The organism is Mesorhizobium sp. M2A.F.Ca.ET.043.02.1.1 (assembly GCF_003952405.1).
Classification (GTDB): Bacteria; Pseudomonadota; Alphaproteobacteria; order Rhizobiales; family Rhizobiaceae; genus Mesorhizobium.
Map to the genome: position 1 here is coordinate 2,319,538 of NZ_CP034445.1, position 15,618 is coordinate 2,335,155.

The window sequence follows — 15,618 nt, forward strand, 5'->3', positions numbered from 1 at the left end:
ATTCATTGAAGATCAGAGTCTGCCCATCAGCAGCAGGATGAGCAGCACGACCAAAATGACGCCGACGATGCCAGAAGGGCCGTAGCCCCAGGAGCGCGAATGCGGCCATGCCGGCACGGCGCCGATCAGGATCAGGATCAGGATTATTACGAGAATTGTGCCGATCGTCATGAAAAATCCTCGCCGTCTGGTTGAACTTCGAGGGAACAATGCAAATAGCCGCCCGGTTGTTCCGGGCGGCTTCTCGTCTTGGCGTTGCGAACCGCTCTATTCCGCCGCTTTCGGAAAGGCAACCGCCGGCTCTGTGCCAGTTTCTCCAGCGGGCGCGCCCGTCGTGACCTCGCCCTTGCCACTGCGGAACAGGCGTCCGAACCAGCCGCGTCGCTGGCCGGGCTTCACCTTGGCGCGAGTGAACACCATCAGCATAGACGGCGTCACCACCAGCGTCAGCAGCGTGGCGAAGGACAGGCCGAAGACGATCGCCGAGGACAGCGATATCCACCATTGCGTCGACGGCGCGTTGATCGTCGTCTCGTGATGGAAGATTTCGAGACCGAGACCGAAGGCGATCGGCAGCACGCCGAGGATGGCCGACACCGCCGTCAGCACCACCGGGCGGGCGCGCTCGCGGCAGGTCTGCAGCACCGCGTCCATCTTGTCCCAGCCTTCCTCGCGCAGCCGGTCATAGGTGTCGATCAAAACGATGTTGTTGTTCACCACCACGCCGGCCAGCGCGATGACGCCGATGCCCGACATGACGATGCCGAAGGCCTCGCCTGTCAGAAGCAAGCCTAAGAACACGCCGATCGTCGCCATGACCACGCAGGACAAGACAAGCCACACGCTGGTGAACTTGTTGAACTGCGCCAAGAGCACCAGGAAGATCAGGAAGATCGCAGCGCCAAAAGCCTTGCCGAGGAAGGCGCTGGCTTCGGCGCTGTCCTCGTTGGAGCCGGCGAGCTTCCAGCGGATGCCGCTGCCGAGATCCATGTCGGTGACGGCCTTGGTGACCTGCTCTTGCACGGCGGCGACCTGCGCGCCGGCGCTGACATTGGCCTGCACGACCACGGTGCGCGCGCCGTCGATGCGGTTGAGGATGCCGACAGTCGGCTCGGGCTTGCGCACGACGAAGTTGGAGATCGGCACCGAGCCTTGCGAGGTCTGCACGCGAAGCTCGTCGAGTGTCGACAGAGTGCGCCGGTCCTCCGGCAGGCGCAGCCTTATGTCGACCGCGTCGTCGGCGCCGGCTGGCCTGTATTCCGAGAGCTTGAGGCCGTTGGTGACCAGCTGCACCACCGTGCCGACAGAGGTCGGGCTGATGCCGTATTGCGCCGCCTTGGCGCGGTCGACCTCGAGCGCCCAGTCGACGCCGGGCGGCGGCAGGCCGTCCGAAATGTCGATGACGTTGGGGATCTTGGCGATGCGCGCCGCCACCGCGCGCGCCTTGTCGTCCAGCCCGGCCGGGTCGGCGGCCGACAGCCGGATCTGGATCGGCTTGCCGGTCGGCGGGCCGGCTTCTGGAACGCGCACTTCGACATCGACGCCGGGAATGCCGGCCATCACGCCGCGCAGGTCATCGAGGATCTGGTTGGCGGACTTGCGCTGGCGCCAGTCGACGAATTCATACTGGATGACCCCGACCACGTCTTCGGGAATGTCCTGGCCGCCGCCCTGGGTCTTGCCGACGCGCGTATAGACCGACTTCACGCCGGGCCAGCCGAGCAGCCGGTTTTCCGCCGTCTTGGTGGCGGCGTCCATTTCCGCCAGCGAAAGATTGCCGCGGGCATGGACATAGAGCAGGCCGTAATCCGGCTCGACGCTCGGGAAGAACTCGACGCCCGCGCCATATTTCGAATAGGCGAAGCCGACGCCGACCAGAAGCCCGACGGTGAGCAGGATGACGGTGATCGGGAAGCGGACAGCCTGCTTGACCACGGCCATGTACCAGCCGTCGCGATTGCCTTCCTCGTGATGCTCCGGCGCCTTGGCGAAGATCGCGCCCAAAGTCGGCGCGAAGACCAGCGCGTAGAGCATCGAGGCCGACAGCGTCACGATCAGCGTGATCGGCATGTATTTCATGAAATCGCCGATGATGCCGGGCCAGAACAAGAGCGGCGAGAAGGCGGCGATGCGCGTCATCGTCGCCGCGATGACCGGGCCGGCCATGCGCTTGGCGGCCAGCGCGAAGGCGTCGGCCTTCGGCATGCCCTCGCTCATGCGCCGTTCGGCGAATTCGGTGACGATGATGGCGTCGTCCACCAGCATGCCGACAGCCAGGATGAGGCTGAACAGCACGATCATGTTGATCGTGTAGCCCATCATGGCGAGCAGCAGGATGCCCATCAGGAAGGACGACGGGATGGCAAGGCCGATGAGCAGCGAGGCACGTCCGGACAGGGCGTAGAGGATGACGATGAACACCAGGATGACGGCGATCATCACATGGTTCTGCAGGTCGCCGAGCAGCTGGTTGACGAAGACGGACTTGTCCTGCGTGTAGGTGACATGCATGCCCTCGGGCATCGTCTTGATGAAATTGTCCGACACTTCCCGGACATGGGTCAGAGTGTCGATCAGGTTGGCGCCGATGCGCTTCTTCACTTCGATGGCGATGGCCGGCCTGCCGTCGAGCCGGGTCACCGTCTCGGCATCCTTGAAGGTCGAGCGGATGGTGGCGACATCCTTGGCCTGGACCACGGCGTTCGGTGTGGCGACCACCGGCAGGTTGGCGACGTCTTCCGGCGTCTCGATCAGCGACGGCACCTTGACCGCATATTTGCCTTCCGAGCCCTCGAGGTTGCCGGCCGCGACCAGGCTGTTGGAAGAAGCGACGCCCTGGATCACCTGGTCGAGCTGCAACCCGTAGGAGGACAGCTTGACCGGGTCGATGACGACCTCGACGAGGTCGTCGCGCGCGCCCTGCAGCGAACCTTCGAGCACGCCGGGCACTTCCTCGATGCGGTCGCGCAGCTCGCGCGCGGCGGCCGTCAGCACGCGCTCCGGCACATCGCCGGAAAGCGTCACGACCAGGACCGGGAATTCCGAGACGTTGACCTCGTTGACCGTCGGCTCCTCGGCCGCCTGCGGCAGGTCGGCCTGGGCGTCCTGCACCTTGCTGCGCGTATCCTGCAGCGCCGTCGCGAGATCGGTCTGCGGCTGGAATTCGACCAGCACGTAGCCTCCGCCCTGGAAGGCGGCAGAGCGCATCTCCTTCAGCCCCTTGAGGCTCTTGAGCTTGCTTTCCATCGGCCTGAGCAGCAGGCGCTCGGAATCCTCCGGCGAGATGCCCTGATAGATCAGGCTGACATACATCATCGGAATCGGAACGTCGGGCTCCGCTTCCTTCGGCGTCGACTGATAGGCGACCCAGCCCGCGACGAGCAGGAACAGCAGCGCCGATATTGTGAGGCGGGCATTGTTGATGGCGAGTCTGACGATATCCATGACTTCGGCCTGTTATGCTTCCAAGGCTGCGGACCGCCGTCGCGGGATTGGCCCGGCGACGGACGCGTCGTGCTTTACTGCGTGCCGGCGGCGGCTTCGCCGATCAGCTTGCTGATGGTCGCCTGATCGGCCTCGACGGGCTTCACCAAGTCGCCTTCCTTCACCAGCTCCTGGCCGGCGACGATGATGCGCGCATCTTCCGGAATGCCGCCCAGCACCAGGCCGTGCGGCGTGTCGTCGACGAGATCGATCGGGAAGAAGGCCACCTTGTCGTCCTTGCCCACGGCGCGGATGCCGAGGTCGCCCTTGTCGCCGAGCGTCACCACCGAACGCGGCAGCATGACCGCATTGGTCGGCTCGGCGCTGAGCGTGATCTCGGCCGTCATGCCGGCGGGGATGGAGCCGTCGCCATTGGGGATCGCCACCTCGACGCGGAAGGTGCGGGTCTGCGCCGAGGCATCGCGGCTGATGTAGCGAACCGTGCCGGTGACCTTCTGGTCGTTGACCAGACGCACATCGGCCTGGTCGCCGATCTTGACATAGCGCAGGTCACGCTCGCTGATCTCGCCGCGCGCGATGACCGGATCAAGCTTCAGGATCGTCGCCACCTCGCCGCCCTGCATCACCGAGCTGCCGAGCTCCACCGGGATGCGGTCGATGACGCCGTCGAACGGCGCCTTCACCTCATTGCGGTCGAGCTCCGCCTGCGCGGCATCGAGCTGCGATTGCGCGAGCGTCAGGTTGGAACGGGCAGTGTCGAGCTGCAGCTTCGGCAGATTGCCGGTCTTGGCCAGCCGCTCGGCGGCGTCGAGCTCGGCCTTGCGCTGCACAAGCAGCTGCCTGGCGTTGTCGACATTGGAGATCTTCTCCTCGGCCGCGAGCATCAGCACGAGATCGCCTGTCTTGACATGGTCGCCCTGCTTGACCGGCAGCTTTTCGATGACGCCGGCGACGCGCGTCGCCAGCACGGCGCGCTTGTCGGCCTCGGTCAGGCCGGAGATGCGGATGGCGCGCGCGAAGGTCTTGCGCGGCGGCGTCACCACCGCCACGGTGCGCGACGCGGCCTTTGGCTCAGCCTCGGCTGTCTTCGCCTTGGCGGCCTCCGGCTGGCCGGCGCCGGCCTGTTTGTCGGTCGTAGCCGACTTGTCGGTAGTAACCGACTTCTCGGTGGTGACAGACTTGTCCGCGGCGCTGCCGACAGAGGAAAACTCGCCCGTTCCCATCCAGGCCGCGAAACCGATGAGCACGGCAACGGCTGCAAGCTTGTGAAACCTGATTTTTGGCATCGTCATTTTTCCGTAGCAGGACCTGGCTAGGTCGGCGCTTCCGACTTGGGCGCGCGGCCGATATGGGTGTGCGCGGGGCCTAGTTCAATTTGCCGTGATCGGCGGACGCCGCTTCTACCTGAAAGTTGCGGCGCAATATAGTCGGAAAAGTTGCCGGAACATTGCGGCGGGGAACGCTGTACCTCGACAAACACGGGCTTTTCTGCCAGCCGGCTGGCGCTTTTGCCGGCGCGCCGGCAGGTTTCCCCAAGGTTACTGGCAGCAGCCGTCAGCATGATGCGAAAAATCGTCCACGGGCCGCGGCAGCCGTCCGGTCGGAGCGCGCTAGCGCCCCGCTATCCTCGGTTGAAGCTGTCAAGTGATGAGATTGAGCAGCCGGAAGATCCGCTCGAATGTCCTGCCGTAAGGCGGGCGCAGCAGGCCGCCCGCGCTGAGCTTCGACTGGATGAAGATCGGCTTTTCCTTGCTGAAGGTGCGGAATCCCCATTCGCCGTGATAGGCGCCGGTGCCGCTCTCGCCGACGCCGCCGAAGGGCTGCCGCTCCTGCACCAGATGCAGCATGCAGTCGTTGATCGTGACGCCGCCAGCCACCGTCTCGCGCATCACCCTTTGGCGGTTGGCGCTGTCGCTGCCGAACCAGTAGAGCGCCAGCGGCCGCTCACCCCGGTTCACATGGTCGATGGCTTCGTCGACCGTGCCATATTCGACGATCGGCAGCACCGGCCCGAAAATCTCCTCGCGCGTCAGCCGCAGATTGTCGCCGGCATTGCGCACCAGCACCGGCGCCATCTTGCGGTCGCTGACGCCGAGCGTCTCGTTGGCCGGGTTGATCTCGGTGATGTCGGCGCCGCTGTCGCGCGCCTCCGCGACCATGTCGCTCAGCCGCCGGTGATGCCGCTCGCTGACGATCGCCGTATAGTCGGGATTGTCGCCGAGGCGCGGATAGAGCTTGGCCATGGCGACCGCGAACTTGGCCGCGACCGCCGCGCCCTGGCCTCGCGGCACCATCAGATAGTCCGGCGCGATGCAGGTCTGTCCGGCGTTGAGCAGCTTGCCATAGGCGACGCTGGCGACCGCCGCGTCGAGGTCGCAGGACGGATCGAAGATTGCCGGCGACTTGCCGCCGAGTTCCAGCGTCACCGGCGTCAGGTTGGCGGCGGCGGCCAGCGCCACCTGGCGGCCGACGGCGGTCGAGCCGGTGAACAGGAGGTGGTCGAAAGGCAGCGACACGAACGCCTTGCCGACATCGGCGTCGCCCACCATCACGGCGACCTCGTCGGCGGCGAAATATTTCTCGACCAGGCTGGCGAGCAGGTCCGAAAACTTCGGCGTGAGCTCAGACGGCTTGATCATGACGCGGTTGCCGGCAGCGAGCGCCGCGGTCGCCGGCGCGACGGCGAGCTGGAACGGATAGTTCCAGGGCGAGACGATGCCGACCACGCCGAGCGGCTGCGGGAGCAGACGGTTGCGGCCAGGCAGGAACGGCAGACTGGTGGCGACGCGGCGCTCGCGCATCCAGGCGCCGAGATGCGACAGCGCATGCCTGATGCCGGCGCGTACGACGAACAGTTCGGCAAGCCGCGTCTCCTCAGCCGAGCGGGCGGAGAAATCGCTGTCGATCGCAGCACAGATCTCGGCCTCATGCTTTTCGGTGAGCGCCAGCAGGCGGTTCAGCCGGTCCTTGCGCACATCCAGCGTCGGGAACGGCTCCTTCTCGAAGGCCCTGCATTGCGCTTCAAACCGGACGCCAAGAGCGTTCTGCCTCGTCTGCAGCATCGCAACCTCCCTTTACGTTCAGGTAAGACTACATCGCGCCGCGGGCATGATCCAGCGCCCCGCCGGTTCCGTTGCGGAAGATGCTGACAGCCGGGACGGACTTGCTGACAGGCATGGAAGACCTTAAGCCCGCCGCCGCGCCGACTCCGGCTTGATATGCGCGGCGAGGAACTCCTTCACCCGGCGCCCCGGCGCCGGGCCGCGCAACGGCTTGAAGCCGTCGTCGAGCTCGCCTGAAAGATCGAGTGTCGGCCGCTGACCGACGGCGTCGTAATTCTCTTCCAGCCAGTCGCTGGCAGCACTTCGGCCGAGGTCGCGCAGATAGGCGATGAAAGCCCATTCGGCATTGACCTTGGAAGACGCCGAGAGGTCCTTGAAAGCCTCGTCGGCATCGATGCGGTGCATGCGGATGTCGCGATATTCGCCATGCGGCAGGCGTCCGGCCGAGATCAGCTCCTTGACGAAGGCGATCGAACGGAATTCGCGCAGGAGTCCCGCGTTGAAGGTGATCTCGTCGATGCGGTTCTGGATCTCATTGGCGCTTTTGGGCGTGCCTTCGCGCACGACCGGATTGATCTGCACCAGGAGCACATCCTCGGTGGCCGCCGCCTTGAAGAACGGAAAGAGCGCCGGATTGCCGCCGTAGCCGCCATCCCAATAGGGCACGCCCTTGATCTCGACGGCGCGGAACAATTGCGGCAGGCAGGCGGACGCCATCACCGTGTCGAGGTCGATCTCGCCGTCGGAGAAGACGCGCAGCTGTCCGGTCTCGACATTGGTCGCCGAGATGAACAGCTCCATCGACTTGCAGGCGCGCACATTGCCGAAGTCGATCTCCTTCTCCACCACATCGCGCAGTGGATTGAGGCCGAGCGGATTGGCGACATAGGGCGAGAACACCCGCGACATCGTGTCGAAGAAAAAATAGCCCGGCGTGTTCTCGATCGACCAGTTGCCCCACGCGACGTCCCACGGCATGCGCTGCACCGGGCTGAAACGGCCCTTCGAGGCCACCGCCCGCCAGAAATCGTCGAGCTTCTTTCGCGCGCCTTCCACGCCGCCCCGGACAAAACCGTCGGCCAGCGCCACCGCGTTCATAGCGCCGGCGCTGGTGCCGGACACCGCCGCGATCTCCAGCCGCCCATCCTCCAGCAGCCGGTCGAGCACACCCCAGGAAAAGGCCCCATGCGAGCCGCCGCCCTGCAGCGCGATGTTGATCTTCTTCTTTTCCTCCGCCTTGCCGTTCTTCGCCATGGCGTTCCTTGTCTTGATGCGCTGGCCTGCCCCTGCGTCATGGGGCGAAGCAGCTGCGATCAGTCTATGTTGCAGTGCAGCATATAAGGGCTGACCAAGGCAAGAACACGAACACACAGGCGTGATCACATGAAATTTCGGTCATGAAAGGCTCTCGTCTGATGCCTGACAGATGCTTCCGTTGGCAGATCTCGCAGATTGGAGATTGGCCGAAACGACGATCGCGTCGTCATCCTAGGGCGAAGCAAGGAGCGAAGCGACGCGGCGCAGACCCTAGGATCCATGCCATGACTTTGAAGCGTTGCAACGGTGCAGAATTCTGCTCCGCTGCGCTCTTCGACTGAGGTTACGGCATGGCAACTGTGTTCACGCGAATGCGGTTTTGTCGCGCATGATGGCGTTGAGGACGACCAGGAGCTTCCTTGCGACGGCGATGATGGCGAGTTTCTTGGACCCTGAGCGGGCAGCAAGTGCGGTATAGAAGGTCTTGAAGCGCTCACAGGTTCTGATGGCGGTGAGGGCAGCCATATAGAGGGCGCGGCGCACGCGTGATCGCCCGCCCTGGATCTGGCTCCTGCGGCTGAGCTTGCCGCTCTTGTTGTCGAACGGGGCAAGGCCGGCGAGCGCGGCGATCGCCTTGGGTGAGCGCTGGCCGAGCTCGGGCAGGAGCGCCAGCAAAGAGAGCGCGCCGACATTGGAGACACCGGGCACGGAGACCATCAGCGCGTGGTCGCGAGCGGTGTCCTGGTTTTGACGAATGACTTCGGCAATCTGGCTCTCGAACGCCTTGATACGCGTGTCGAGGAAGGCGATCGTCTCTTCCAGATCGGCAATGACGGCCTCCTCGAAAGCCTCGGCGAGGTGCTTCTTCAGCGCTGCCCGCATCTCGACCAAATGATCGCGGTGGCCGGCAAGCGATTGAAGCCGCTCGACTTCTTCGCTCGGCGCCGGCTCGGCCTCAGGGTTATAGCGACGGCCATAGTCGCTCAGCATCCTGGCATCGAGAGGATCGGTCTTGGCGCGCCGGCGCGTCGACTTCGAATAGTGGTGGGTGTGCGCCGGGTTGTGCCGCGAGAACGGCACGCCGGCCTTGGCCAGCGCATGGCGCAGCAGCCGGTCATGGACACCTGTCGCCTCCATGACGACGAAGTCCCGACTGGGATCAAGGCCTGCCACATAGGCGGCGATCGCATCGGCCTGGTTGTCGATGCGCCGAAGACGGCCGCTTGTCTCATCAAAAAAGTCGAGCCACTGCTTGGAGATGTCGCAGCCGACATAGTTCTGGGCTATCATGTCCACGCCTCTTCCTGTGGTGCGGGGTCTGCTTCGAACAGCCCCGTGCAACTGTTCAGGTTGATGGTTCACCGGTGGGAAGGGACCGGGCCATGCCACGGCCTGTCCGAAAGGACGACCACGATCCACTCGGTCTCCTTCCCACCTCAACCATACACCAGAACCAACACACAGGATCCTAGGGTCTTCGCGACGGAGCTTCGCTCCTGTTACGCCCTAGGATGACGACGTTCGATAGGCTTCGGCCAATTGCGAACTTGCGAGTGGTCACCGAACGAACGGCGAAATTCAGCATTCCGGCAGGAAACAGAGAAGGCTGTCGCGGAACTGAGCAGCCGCAAGCTCAAGCCACCAGATCCGGCACCGGCCCGACATAGCGCGACTGCGGTCTGATCAGCCGTCCGGTAGCCTGCTGCTCGCGGGCATGTGCGATCCAGCCGGCGACGCGGCCGGCGGCGAAGACGTTGGAGAACGCCTCTTTCGGGAAGCCGACCGCTTCGAGCAGAAGCGCGGTGTAGAATTCGACATTGGTCTGGATCGAGCGCTGCGGCTTGGCGATCCTGAGCACTTCGAGCGCGGCCTGCTCCACCGTCTCGGCAAAGGCCAGCCGGCTGCCCATCTTCTTGCTGCTTGCTTCGTTGCGGGAACCAAGCTGCCGCACCACCGCCTTCAGCGCGTCGGCGCGCGGATCGCGCACGCGGTAGATACGGTGGCCGAAGCCCATGATGCGCTCGCCATGCGCTATCTCGGCGCTGAGCCAGCCGGTTGCATCGCCGCTGGCCTCGATGGCGTCCAGCATCTCGATCACCGGCCCCGGCGCGCCGCCATGCAGCGGGCCCTTCAGCGCGCCGAGCCCGGCCAGGATCGCCGAGGTCAGCCCGGCCTGTGTCGACGCCACGACGCGGGTCGCGAAGGTCGAGGCGTTGAGCCCGTGGTCGCAGACCGTCACCAGATAGCTGTCGAGCGCCTTGGCAAGCGCCGGCGAGGCGGCGCCGGCGAGCATCCGCAGCATATCGCCGGCATGATCGGCTTTTGCGTCGGGAGCGACCGGAGTCTCGCCCCGGCCAAGGCGCAGCAGGGCCGGCGTCAGCACCGCCGCCGCCCCGATCAAGCGCAGCGCGTCGGCAAGTCCGTCGCCGTCCGGCAGGACGGCCATGCCCGCTCGCATGCTGCTGTAGATGTCGAGCGGCGCGAGCTGCGCAAGCAACGGTTTCACACGATCGAATACCTCCACCCGCGCCTTGCCGATCGCCTTCTCCAGTTCGGCGTCGCCGGGGAGATCGTCGAAGAAGCCGTCGAACAGCAGCCGCACCACTTGCGCGTAGCGCCAGCGGCCGGCGAGTTCCGTCAGCGAATGTCCGCGGATGGTGAGGTGCCCGCCTGCACCGTCGACATCGGAAAGCACCGTGTCGGCCGCCACAACATCATCGAGCCCATTCGCCATGATCGTCTCCTTGACCTTTTGCGCTTTGCAATTAATGCTGCGCAATCAATGCATCAATCTTGATCAAGATAATCAATATAAGGCGGCAAATGACAGAGTGGCTGACGCGGGAGCAAGCGCTGGAGCGGCTGAACGTCCGGCCGCAGACGCTTTATGCCTATGTCAGCCGTGGTCGCGTCGGCATGAGGCCGGACGACGCCGACCCGCGCCGCAGCCAGTACCGCGCCGACGACATCGCAGCTCTTGCCACACGACGCGACCGAGGCAGGAGCCCGCAGGCGATCGCCGAAAGCGCCATCGCCTGGGGCGAGCCGGCCATCGCCACCTCGATCTCGACGGTGCTGCATGGCCGCCTCATCTACCGCGGCAAGGACGCGGTGGAGTTTTCGGCGACGGCGACGCTCGAGGAGACCGCCGGACTGCTGTGGGCCTCCGGCCGTCCGGTGTCATTTGCCTCGCTGACTCCTTCGGCCGCCCGGCAAAGCGGCACGCCGACCGCCTTCGCCCGGCTCTCGGCGCTTGCGGCCGAAGGCTGGCCCTCACTCGGCCGCAGGCCGGCCATGCTGCAGCAGGACGGCGCCGCCGCGACCAGCGCGCTGGCCACCGCGCTCGGCGCGACGCCAGGCTCTGAACCCGTGCATGCAAGGCTGGCGCAAGGCTGGTCGGTGGAAGCCGATGGCGCCGACCTCATCCGCAAGGCGCTGGTGCTTTTGGCCGACCACGAGCTCAACGCGTCGACCTTCGCCGCCCGCGTCGCGGCCTCCACCGGCGCGCCGATCGCCGCCTGCCTGCTCGCAGGTCTTGCGACGCTTACCGGCCCGCGTCACGGCGGCGCGGGTGCCGCGGCGGTCGCGCTGGTCGAGGATGCGGAGCGGCTGGGCGCGGACGAAGCGATCGCCCGCTGGCTGGCGCATGACCGGCCGCTGCCCGGCTTCGGCCACCCGCTCTATCCGGAAGGCGACCCGCGCGCCGAGGGCGTCTTCTCCGGCCTCGAGATCGACGAAGGGCTGTCGCGCCTTCGCAAGGCGGTCCTAGCCGCCACAGGCCTGCACCCCAACATCGATTTCGCCCTGGCTGCTATAACGCGCAGCCTGCGCCTGCCCGCCGATGCGCCGTTCCGCCTGTTCGCCCTCGGCCGCAGCATCGGCTGGACGGCGCATGCAATCGAGCAGGTGACCAGCAACAGGCTGATCCGGCCCCGCGCCCGCTATGACGGGCCTGTTGGCGCAGGATAATGGCCTTGCAGATTAGCCGAAATGCGTTGAGGTCGTCATTCTAGGGCGGAGCAAGGAGCGAAGCGACGCGCGCAGACCCTAGAATCCATTCCGTGACGCTAAGGCGTTGCGACGATTAAAGAATTCTGCGCCGCTGCACCCTACGGCATCGGTCACGGAATGGATCCTCGGGTCAAGCCCGAGAATGACGAAGGGATAGGCCTTTGCGCCAATCTCCAGCGTTCGCGATCGCCGCCAAACGGCGACGCGCTCGTCAAGACATCGTGTCGAGCTTGCGCTGCATCGCCGCGATCTGCGCCTTCAATTCCTGCAGATCGTCGGACTTCTCTTCCTTCTTCGGCGGCTCGGCCGGGGCCGCGGCATTGCTGCCGGCGGGCGGGAACGGCGTGAACATGCGCATGGCGTTCTGGAACATCTCGACATTGCGGCGCGTCTGTTCCTCGAGCGCCTTGATCGGCGTCTTCATCATGTCCATCGGCGTCTTGCCGAAGGCGCCCTTCATCTGCTCGCGAAACCGCTCCTGCTCCTTGGAGAAGGCGATCATCGACTGTTCGAGGAAGCTCGGCACGATCATCTGCATCTGATCGCCGTAGAAGGAGATGAGCTGGCGCAGGAACGGGATCGGCAGCATGTTCTGCCCGTCCTTGTTCTCCAGCTCGAAAATGATCTGCGTCAGCACCGGATGCGTGATGTCGTCGCCGGTCTTGGCGTCCTGCACCGTGAACTCCTCGCCCTTCTTGACCATCTCGGCCAGGTCCTCGAGCGTCACATAGGTGCTCGTGCCGGTGTTGTAGAGCCGGCGATTGGCATACTTCTTGATGACGATCGGGTCGTCTTTAGCGGCCATCCGGATCCTCCCCAGGACACCGGCACCTCTAGGAGTAAGCGGCCGGTAACGATTGCGCCTTCTGTTAAGGATACGCGCAAAAGCGTCACAATTCCAAGTGGTTTGTGCACTGCGGCATCAATTAATGCTGCACAGCCATTGCAAAATCCGCCGCGCGGCCAACGTCACGTTACCGCGACTGGCGTGCGCTCTGCTTGCCGCGCATGGAGGCCATGCCCATTTCCGGTTTGACTCAGATCATTGAACGAGCAAGAAAAGTCTTCAACGATAGCCTAAAATACGACACCTCGAAGTCTGGAGAAGAAAATGGCCGCTTCCAATTCAATCGTCGTCGCCAGCGCCGCCCGCACAGCGGTCGGCTCCTTCAACGGCAGCTTCGCCGCCACGCCGGCGCATGAGCTAGGCGCCGTGGTCATCAAGGAACTGCTCGCCCGCGCGAGCGTCGAAGCCGCGGAGGTCGACGAGGTCATCCTCGGCCAGGTGCTGACCGCCGCTCAAGGACAGAACCCGGCCCGTCAGGCCTCGATCAATGCCGGCCTGCCGAAGGAAACGACGGCCTGGGGCCTCAACCAGGTTTGCGGCTCGGGCCTGCGCGCCATCGCGCTCGGCATGCAGCAGATCGCCGCCGGCGACGCCAAGGTGATCATCGCCGGCGGCCAGGAATCGATGTCGTTGTCGCCGCACGCCGAGCATCTTCGCGCAGGTGTGAAGATGGGCGACTACAAGATGATCGACACCATGATCAAGGACGGCCTGTGGGACGCTTTCAACGGCTACCACATGGGCAACACCGCCGAGAACGTCGCCCGCCAGTTCCAGATCACCCGCGAAACCCAGGACGAGTTCGCGCTTGCCTCGCAGAACAAGGCCGAGGCCGCGCAGAAGGCCGGCAGGTTCAAGGACGAGATCGTCGCCTTCACCATCAAGGGCAAGAAGGGCGACACCATCGTCGACCAGGACGAATATATCCGTCATGGCGCCACGATCGACGCCATGACCAAGCTGAGGCCCGCTTTCGACAAGGACGGCACGGTCACAGCCGCGAACGCGTCCGGCATCAATGACGGCGCCGCCGGCGCGCTGCTGATGACCGAGGCCGAGGCCGCCCGCCGCGGCATCACCCCGCTGGCGCGCATTGCTTCCTGGGCGACCGCCGGCGTCGACCCGGCGATCATGGGCACCGGTCCGATTCCCGCCTCGAAGCGGGCGCTGGAGAAGGCCGGCTGGTCGGTCAAGGACCTCGATCTCGTCGAGGCCAACGAGGCCTTCGCCGCGCAGGCCTGCGCCGTCAACCAGGGCATGGGCTGGGACCCCTCGATCGTCAACGTCAATGGCGGCGCCATCGCCATTGGCCATCCGATCGGCGCGTCCGGCGCCCGCATCTTCAACACGCTGGTCTACGAGATGCGCCGCCGCGGCGCTAAGAAAGGCCTTGCCACGCTGTGCATCGGCGGCGGCATGGGCGTCGCCATGTGCGTGGAAGCGATCTGAACAGCCAATTGCGAATAGAGAGTAGCGAATAGGGAAGAAAAAGCGTCGCGGCGGGACATCAGACCCCTACTCGCTATTCGCTACTCCCTATTCGCTCAGTCGATTTCTAAAGGGAGGACCACATGAGCAAGGTAGCAATTGTCACCGGCGGAACGCGCGGCATTGGTGCTGCGATATCGGCCGCCTTGAAGAACGCCGGCTATTCGGTCGCCGCCAACTATGCCGGCAATGACGAAGCGGCTCAGAAATTCAAGGCCGAGACCGGCATCCCGGTCTACAAATGGTCCGTCGCGGACTACGATGCCTGCGCCGCCGGCATCAAGCAGATCGAAGCCGATCTCGGTCCGGTCTCGGTGCTGGTCAACAACGCCGGCATCACCCGCGACGCCATGTTCCACAAGATGACGCCGGCACAGTGGAAGGAAGTGATCGACACCAACCTTTCCGGCGTCTTCAACATGACGCACCCGCTGTGGAGCGGCATGCGCGACCGCAAGTTCGGCCGCGTCATCACCATTTCCTCGATCAACGGCCAGAAGGGCCAGGCCGGCCAGGCCAATTATTCGGCGTCGAAGGCCGGCGACATCGGCTTCTCCAAGGCGCTTGCCCAGGAAGGCGCCCGCGCCGGCATAACCGTCAACGTGATCTGCCCCGGCTATATCGCGACCGAGATGGTCAAGGCGATCGACGAGAAGGTGCTCAACGAGCGCATCATCCCGCAGATCCCGGTCGGTCGCCTCGGCGAGCCGGAAGAGATCGCGCGCTGCGTCGTCTTCCTGGCTTCCGACGAGGCCGGCTTCATCACCGGCTCGACCATCACCGCCAATGGCGGCCAGTACTTTGCCTGACGGCATTTGTCGCCACGGCGGCTCCTGTTAGCGAATAGGGAGTAGCGAATAGGGAAGAACGGCGGCGTCAGCGCGGCGGTTATCAGATCCCTATCCCCTATTCCCTATTCGCTACTCTCTATTCGCTCCAACTTGCCTCAATTCGGGACGCAAAAGTTAACGGCCCGGCCGCTCTCTGTGCACAACCCTTCTGACAAACTGTGAATCCTCGGTGGGCAAGCTGTGGATAACACCATATTTAGGGGTGAACAAACCGGGAAACTTCTTGCATCTCTGATTCGTCGCCGATTCGTTCTGGCTTTGGTCGAAAAGTTAACCGCAGAAGCGGAAAACGTTACCCAAATCGTTAAAAGCGATTAAGAAAATTCAACAAATTCATAACCTTGACGACACCTCTCCAATCGACCGCGACCGTTCACCGGCAAAGGTTAACGGCGACGCGATCCCGGCGGTGGCAAAGCATGAATCGGGCCAGTTTCCCGATTCAGCATGTGGTGAGACTCACCGTCAAAAAATCCACATATAGCCGTGAACAAAACCTGAATCAGAACGAGTCAGCGATTCGTCGCTGATTCGTTCCAGACTCGTTCCAGCCGTTAACGGCAGGCGGTTTTGACCGAGTCCGTCGATTCCCGCCTGCCCAAAAGAACATTCCGCTTTCGCTCGGCGTCCTAAATCCCTATGTGTCGGCTGTCACACG

Annotated in this window: 11 protein-coding genes; 3 read left to right on the forward strand and 8 right to left on the reverse strand. The window is 64.3% G+C overall.

Going from position 1 to position 15,618, the window contains the following annotated elements; genetic code table 11:
* Positions 1-12: 12 nt before the first annotated feature.
* The 7 genes from EJ068_RS11085 to EJ068_RS11115 all read right to left on the reverse strand — a co-directional run bounded on the left by EJ068_RS11085 (position 13) and on the right by EJ068_RS11115 (position 10,497).
* The gene (locus EJ068_RS11085) at positions 13-171 is read right to left on the reverse strand and encodes a DUF3309 family protein (protein ID WP_127252773.1); all 159 of its coding nucleotides are present in this window, start codon (positions 169-171) and stop codon (positions 13-15) included.
* Positions 172-267: 96 nt separating this feature from the next.
* Positions 268-3,444 carry an efflux RND transporter permease subunit gene (locus EJ068_RS11090; protein WP_127252772.1) on the reverse strand — a complete coding sequence of 1,059 codons (3,177 nt, stop codon included), beginning with the start codon at positions 3,442-3,444 and terminating at the stop codon, positions 268-270.
* Between the two features lie 74 nt (positions 3,445-3,518).
* The gene (locus EJ068_RS11095; RefSeq protein WP_127252771.1) at positions 3,519-4,730 is read right to left on the reverse strand and encodes an efflux RND transporter periplasmic adaptor subunit; all 1,212 of its coding nucleotides are present in this window, start codon (positions 4,728-4,730) and stop codon (positions 3,519-3,521) included.
* A 354-nt stretch (positions 4,731-5,084) separates the two neighbouring features.
* Entirely contained in the window at positions 5,085-6,506 is a 1,422-nt protein-coding gene (locus EJ068_RS11100) for a coniferyl aldehyde dehydrogenase (protein WP_127252770.1), read from the reverse strand.
* Positions 6,507-6,629: 123 nt separating this feature from the next.
* Positions 6,630-7,760, reverse strand: coding sequence for a patatin-like phospholipase family protein (locus tag EJ068_RS11105; RefSeq protein ID WP_127252769.1), 1,131 nt, complete (start codon positions 7,758-7,760; stop codon positions 6,630-6,632).
* Positions 7,761-8,126: 366 nt separating this feature from the next.
* A complete protein-coding gene (locus EJ068_RS11110) occupies positions 8,127-9,053 on the reverse strand; it encodes an IS110 family transposase (RefSeq protein WP_129554534.1) in 927 nt (308 codons plus the stop codon).
* Between the two features lie 343 nt (positions 9,054-9,396).
* Entirely contained in the window at positions 9,397-10,497 is a 1,101-nt protein-coding gene (locus EJ068_RS11115) for a citrate synthase/methylcitrate synthase (RefSeq protein ID WP_127251870.1), read from the reverse strand.
* A gap of 89 nt (positions 10,498-10,586) precedes the next feature.
* Between EJ068_RS11115 and EJ068_RS11120 the strand changes: the two genes are divergently transcribed.
* Complete coding sequence (locus tag EJ068_RS11120; RefSeq protein ID WP_127251869.1) at positions 10,587-11,732, forward strand: citrate synthase; 1,146 nt, start codon at positions 10,587-10,589, stop codon at positions 11,730-11,732.
* Between the two features lie 253 nt (positions 11,733-11,985).
* Here EJ068_RS11120 and phaR read toward each other — a convergent pair whose 3' ends face one another.
* Positions 11,986-12,579 carry a polyhydroxyalkanoate synthesis repressor PhaR gene (gene phaR, locus EJ068_RS11125; protein WP_042641310.1) on the reverse strand — a complete coding sequence of 198 codons (594 nt, stop codon included), beginning with the start codon at positions 12,577-12,579 and terminating at the stop codon, positions 11,986-11,988.
* A 306-nt stretch (positions 12,580-12,885) separates the two neighbouring features.
* Here phaR and EJ068_RS11130 point away from each other — a divergent pair, with 306 nt between their 5' ends.
* Positions 12,886-14,070: an acetyl-CoA C-acetyltransferase gene (locus tag EJ068_RS11130; RefSeq protein ID WP_126080780.1), complete on the forward strand. Its 1,185-nt coding sequence runs from the start codon at positions 12,886-12,888 to the stop codon at positions 14,068-14,070.
* A gap of 122 nt (positions 14,071-14,192) precedes the next feature.
* Positions 14,193-14,918, forward strand: a complete 726-nt coding sequence (gene phbB, locus EJ068_RS11135; protein WP_126080779.1) for an acetoacetyl-CoA reductase — start codon at positions 14,193-14,195, stop codon at positions 14,916-14,918.
* The last annotated feature ends 700 nt before the right edge of the window (positions 14,919-15,618 follow it).

What these genes read in the sequence shown, in the direction of transcription:
- phbB (WP_126080779.1), top strand. Translation starts at nt 14,193, where the DNA reads ATGAGCAAGGTAGCAATTGTCACCGGCGGAACGCGCGGCATTGGTGCT.
- phaR (WP_042641310.1), bottom strand. Translation starts at nt 12,579, where the DNA reads ATGGCCGCTAAAGACGACCCGATCGTCATCAAGAAGTATGCCAATCGC.
- EJ068_RS11085 (WP_127252773.1), bottom strand. Translation starts at nt 171, where the DNA reads ATGACGATCGGCACAATTCTCGTAATAATCCTGATCCTGATCCTGATC.
- EJ068_RS11110 (WP_129554534.1), bottom strand. Translation starts at nt 9,053, where the DNA reads ATGATAGCCCAGAACTATGTCGGCTGCGACATCTCCAAGCAGTGGCTC.
- EJ068_RS11095 (WP_127252771.1), bottom strand. Translation starts at nt 4,730, where the DNA reads ATGCCAAAAATCAGGTTTCACAAGCTTGCAGCCGTTGCCGTGCTCATC.
- EJ068_RS11115 (WP_127251870.1), bottom strand. Translation starts at nt 10,497, where the DNA reads ATGGCGAATGGGCTCGATGATGTTGTGGCGGCCGACACGGTGCTTTCC.
- EJ068_RS11090 (WP_127252772.1), bottom strand. Translation starts at nt 3,444, where the DNA reads ATGGATATCGTCAGACTCGCCATCAACAATGCCCGCCTCACAATATCG.
- EJ068_RS11130 (WP_126080780.1), top strand. Translation starts at nt 12,886, where the DNA reads ATGGCCGCTTCCAATTCAATCGTCGTCGCCAGCGCCGCCCGCACAGCG.
- EJ068_RS11120 (WP_127251869.1), top strand. Translation starts at nt 10,587, where the DNA reads ATGACAGAGTGGCTGACGCGGGAGCAAGCGCTGGAGCGGCTGAACGTC.
- EJ068_RS11105 (WP_127252769.1), bottom strand. Translation starts at nt 7,760, where the DNA reads ATGGCGAAGAACGGCAAGGCGGAGGAAAAGAAGAAGATCAACATCGCG.
- EJ068_RS11100 (WP_127252770.1), bottom strand. Translation starts at nt 6,506, where the DNA reads ATGCTGCAGACGAGGCAGAACGCTCTTGGCGTCCGGTTTGAAGCGCAA.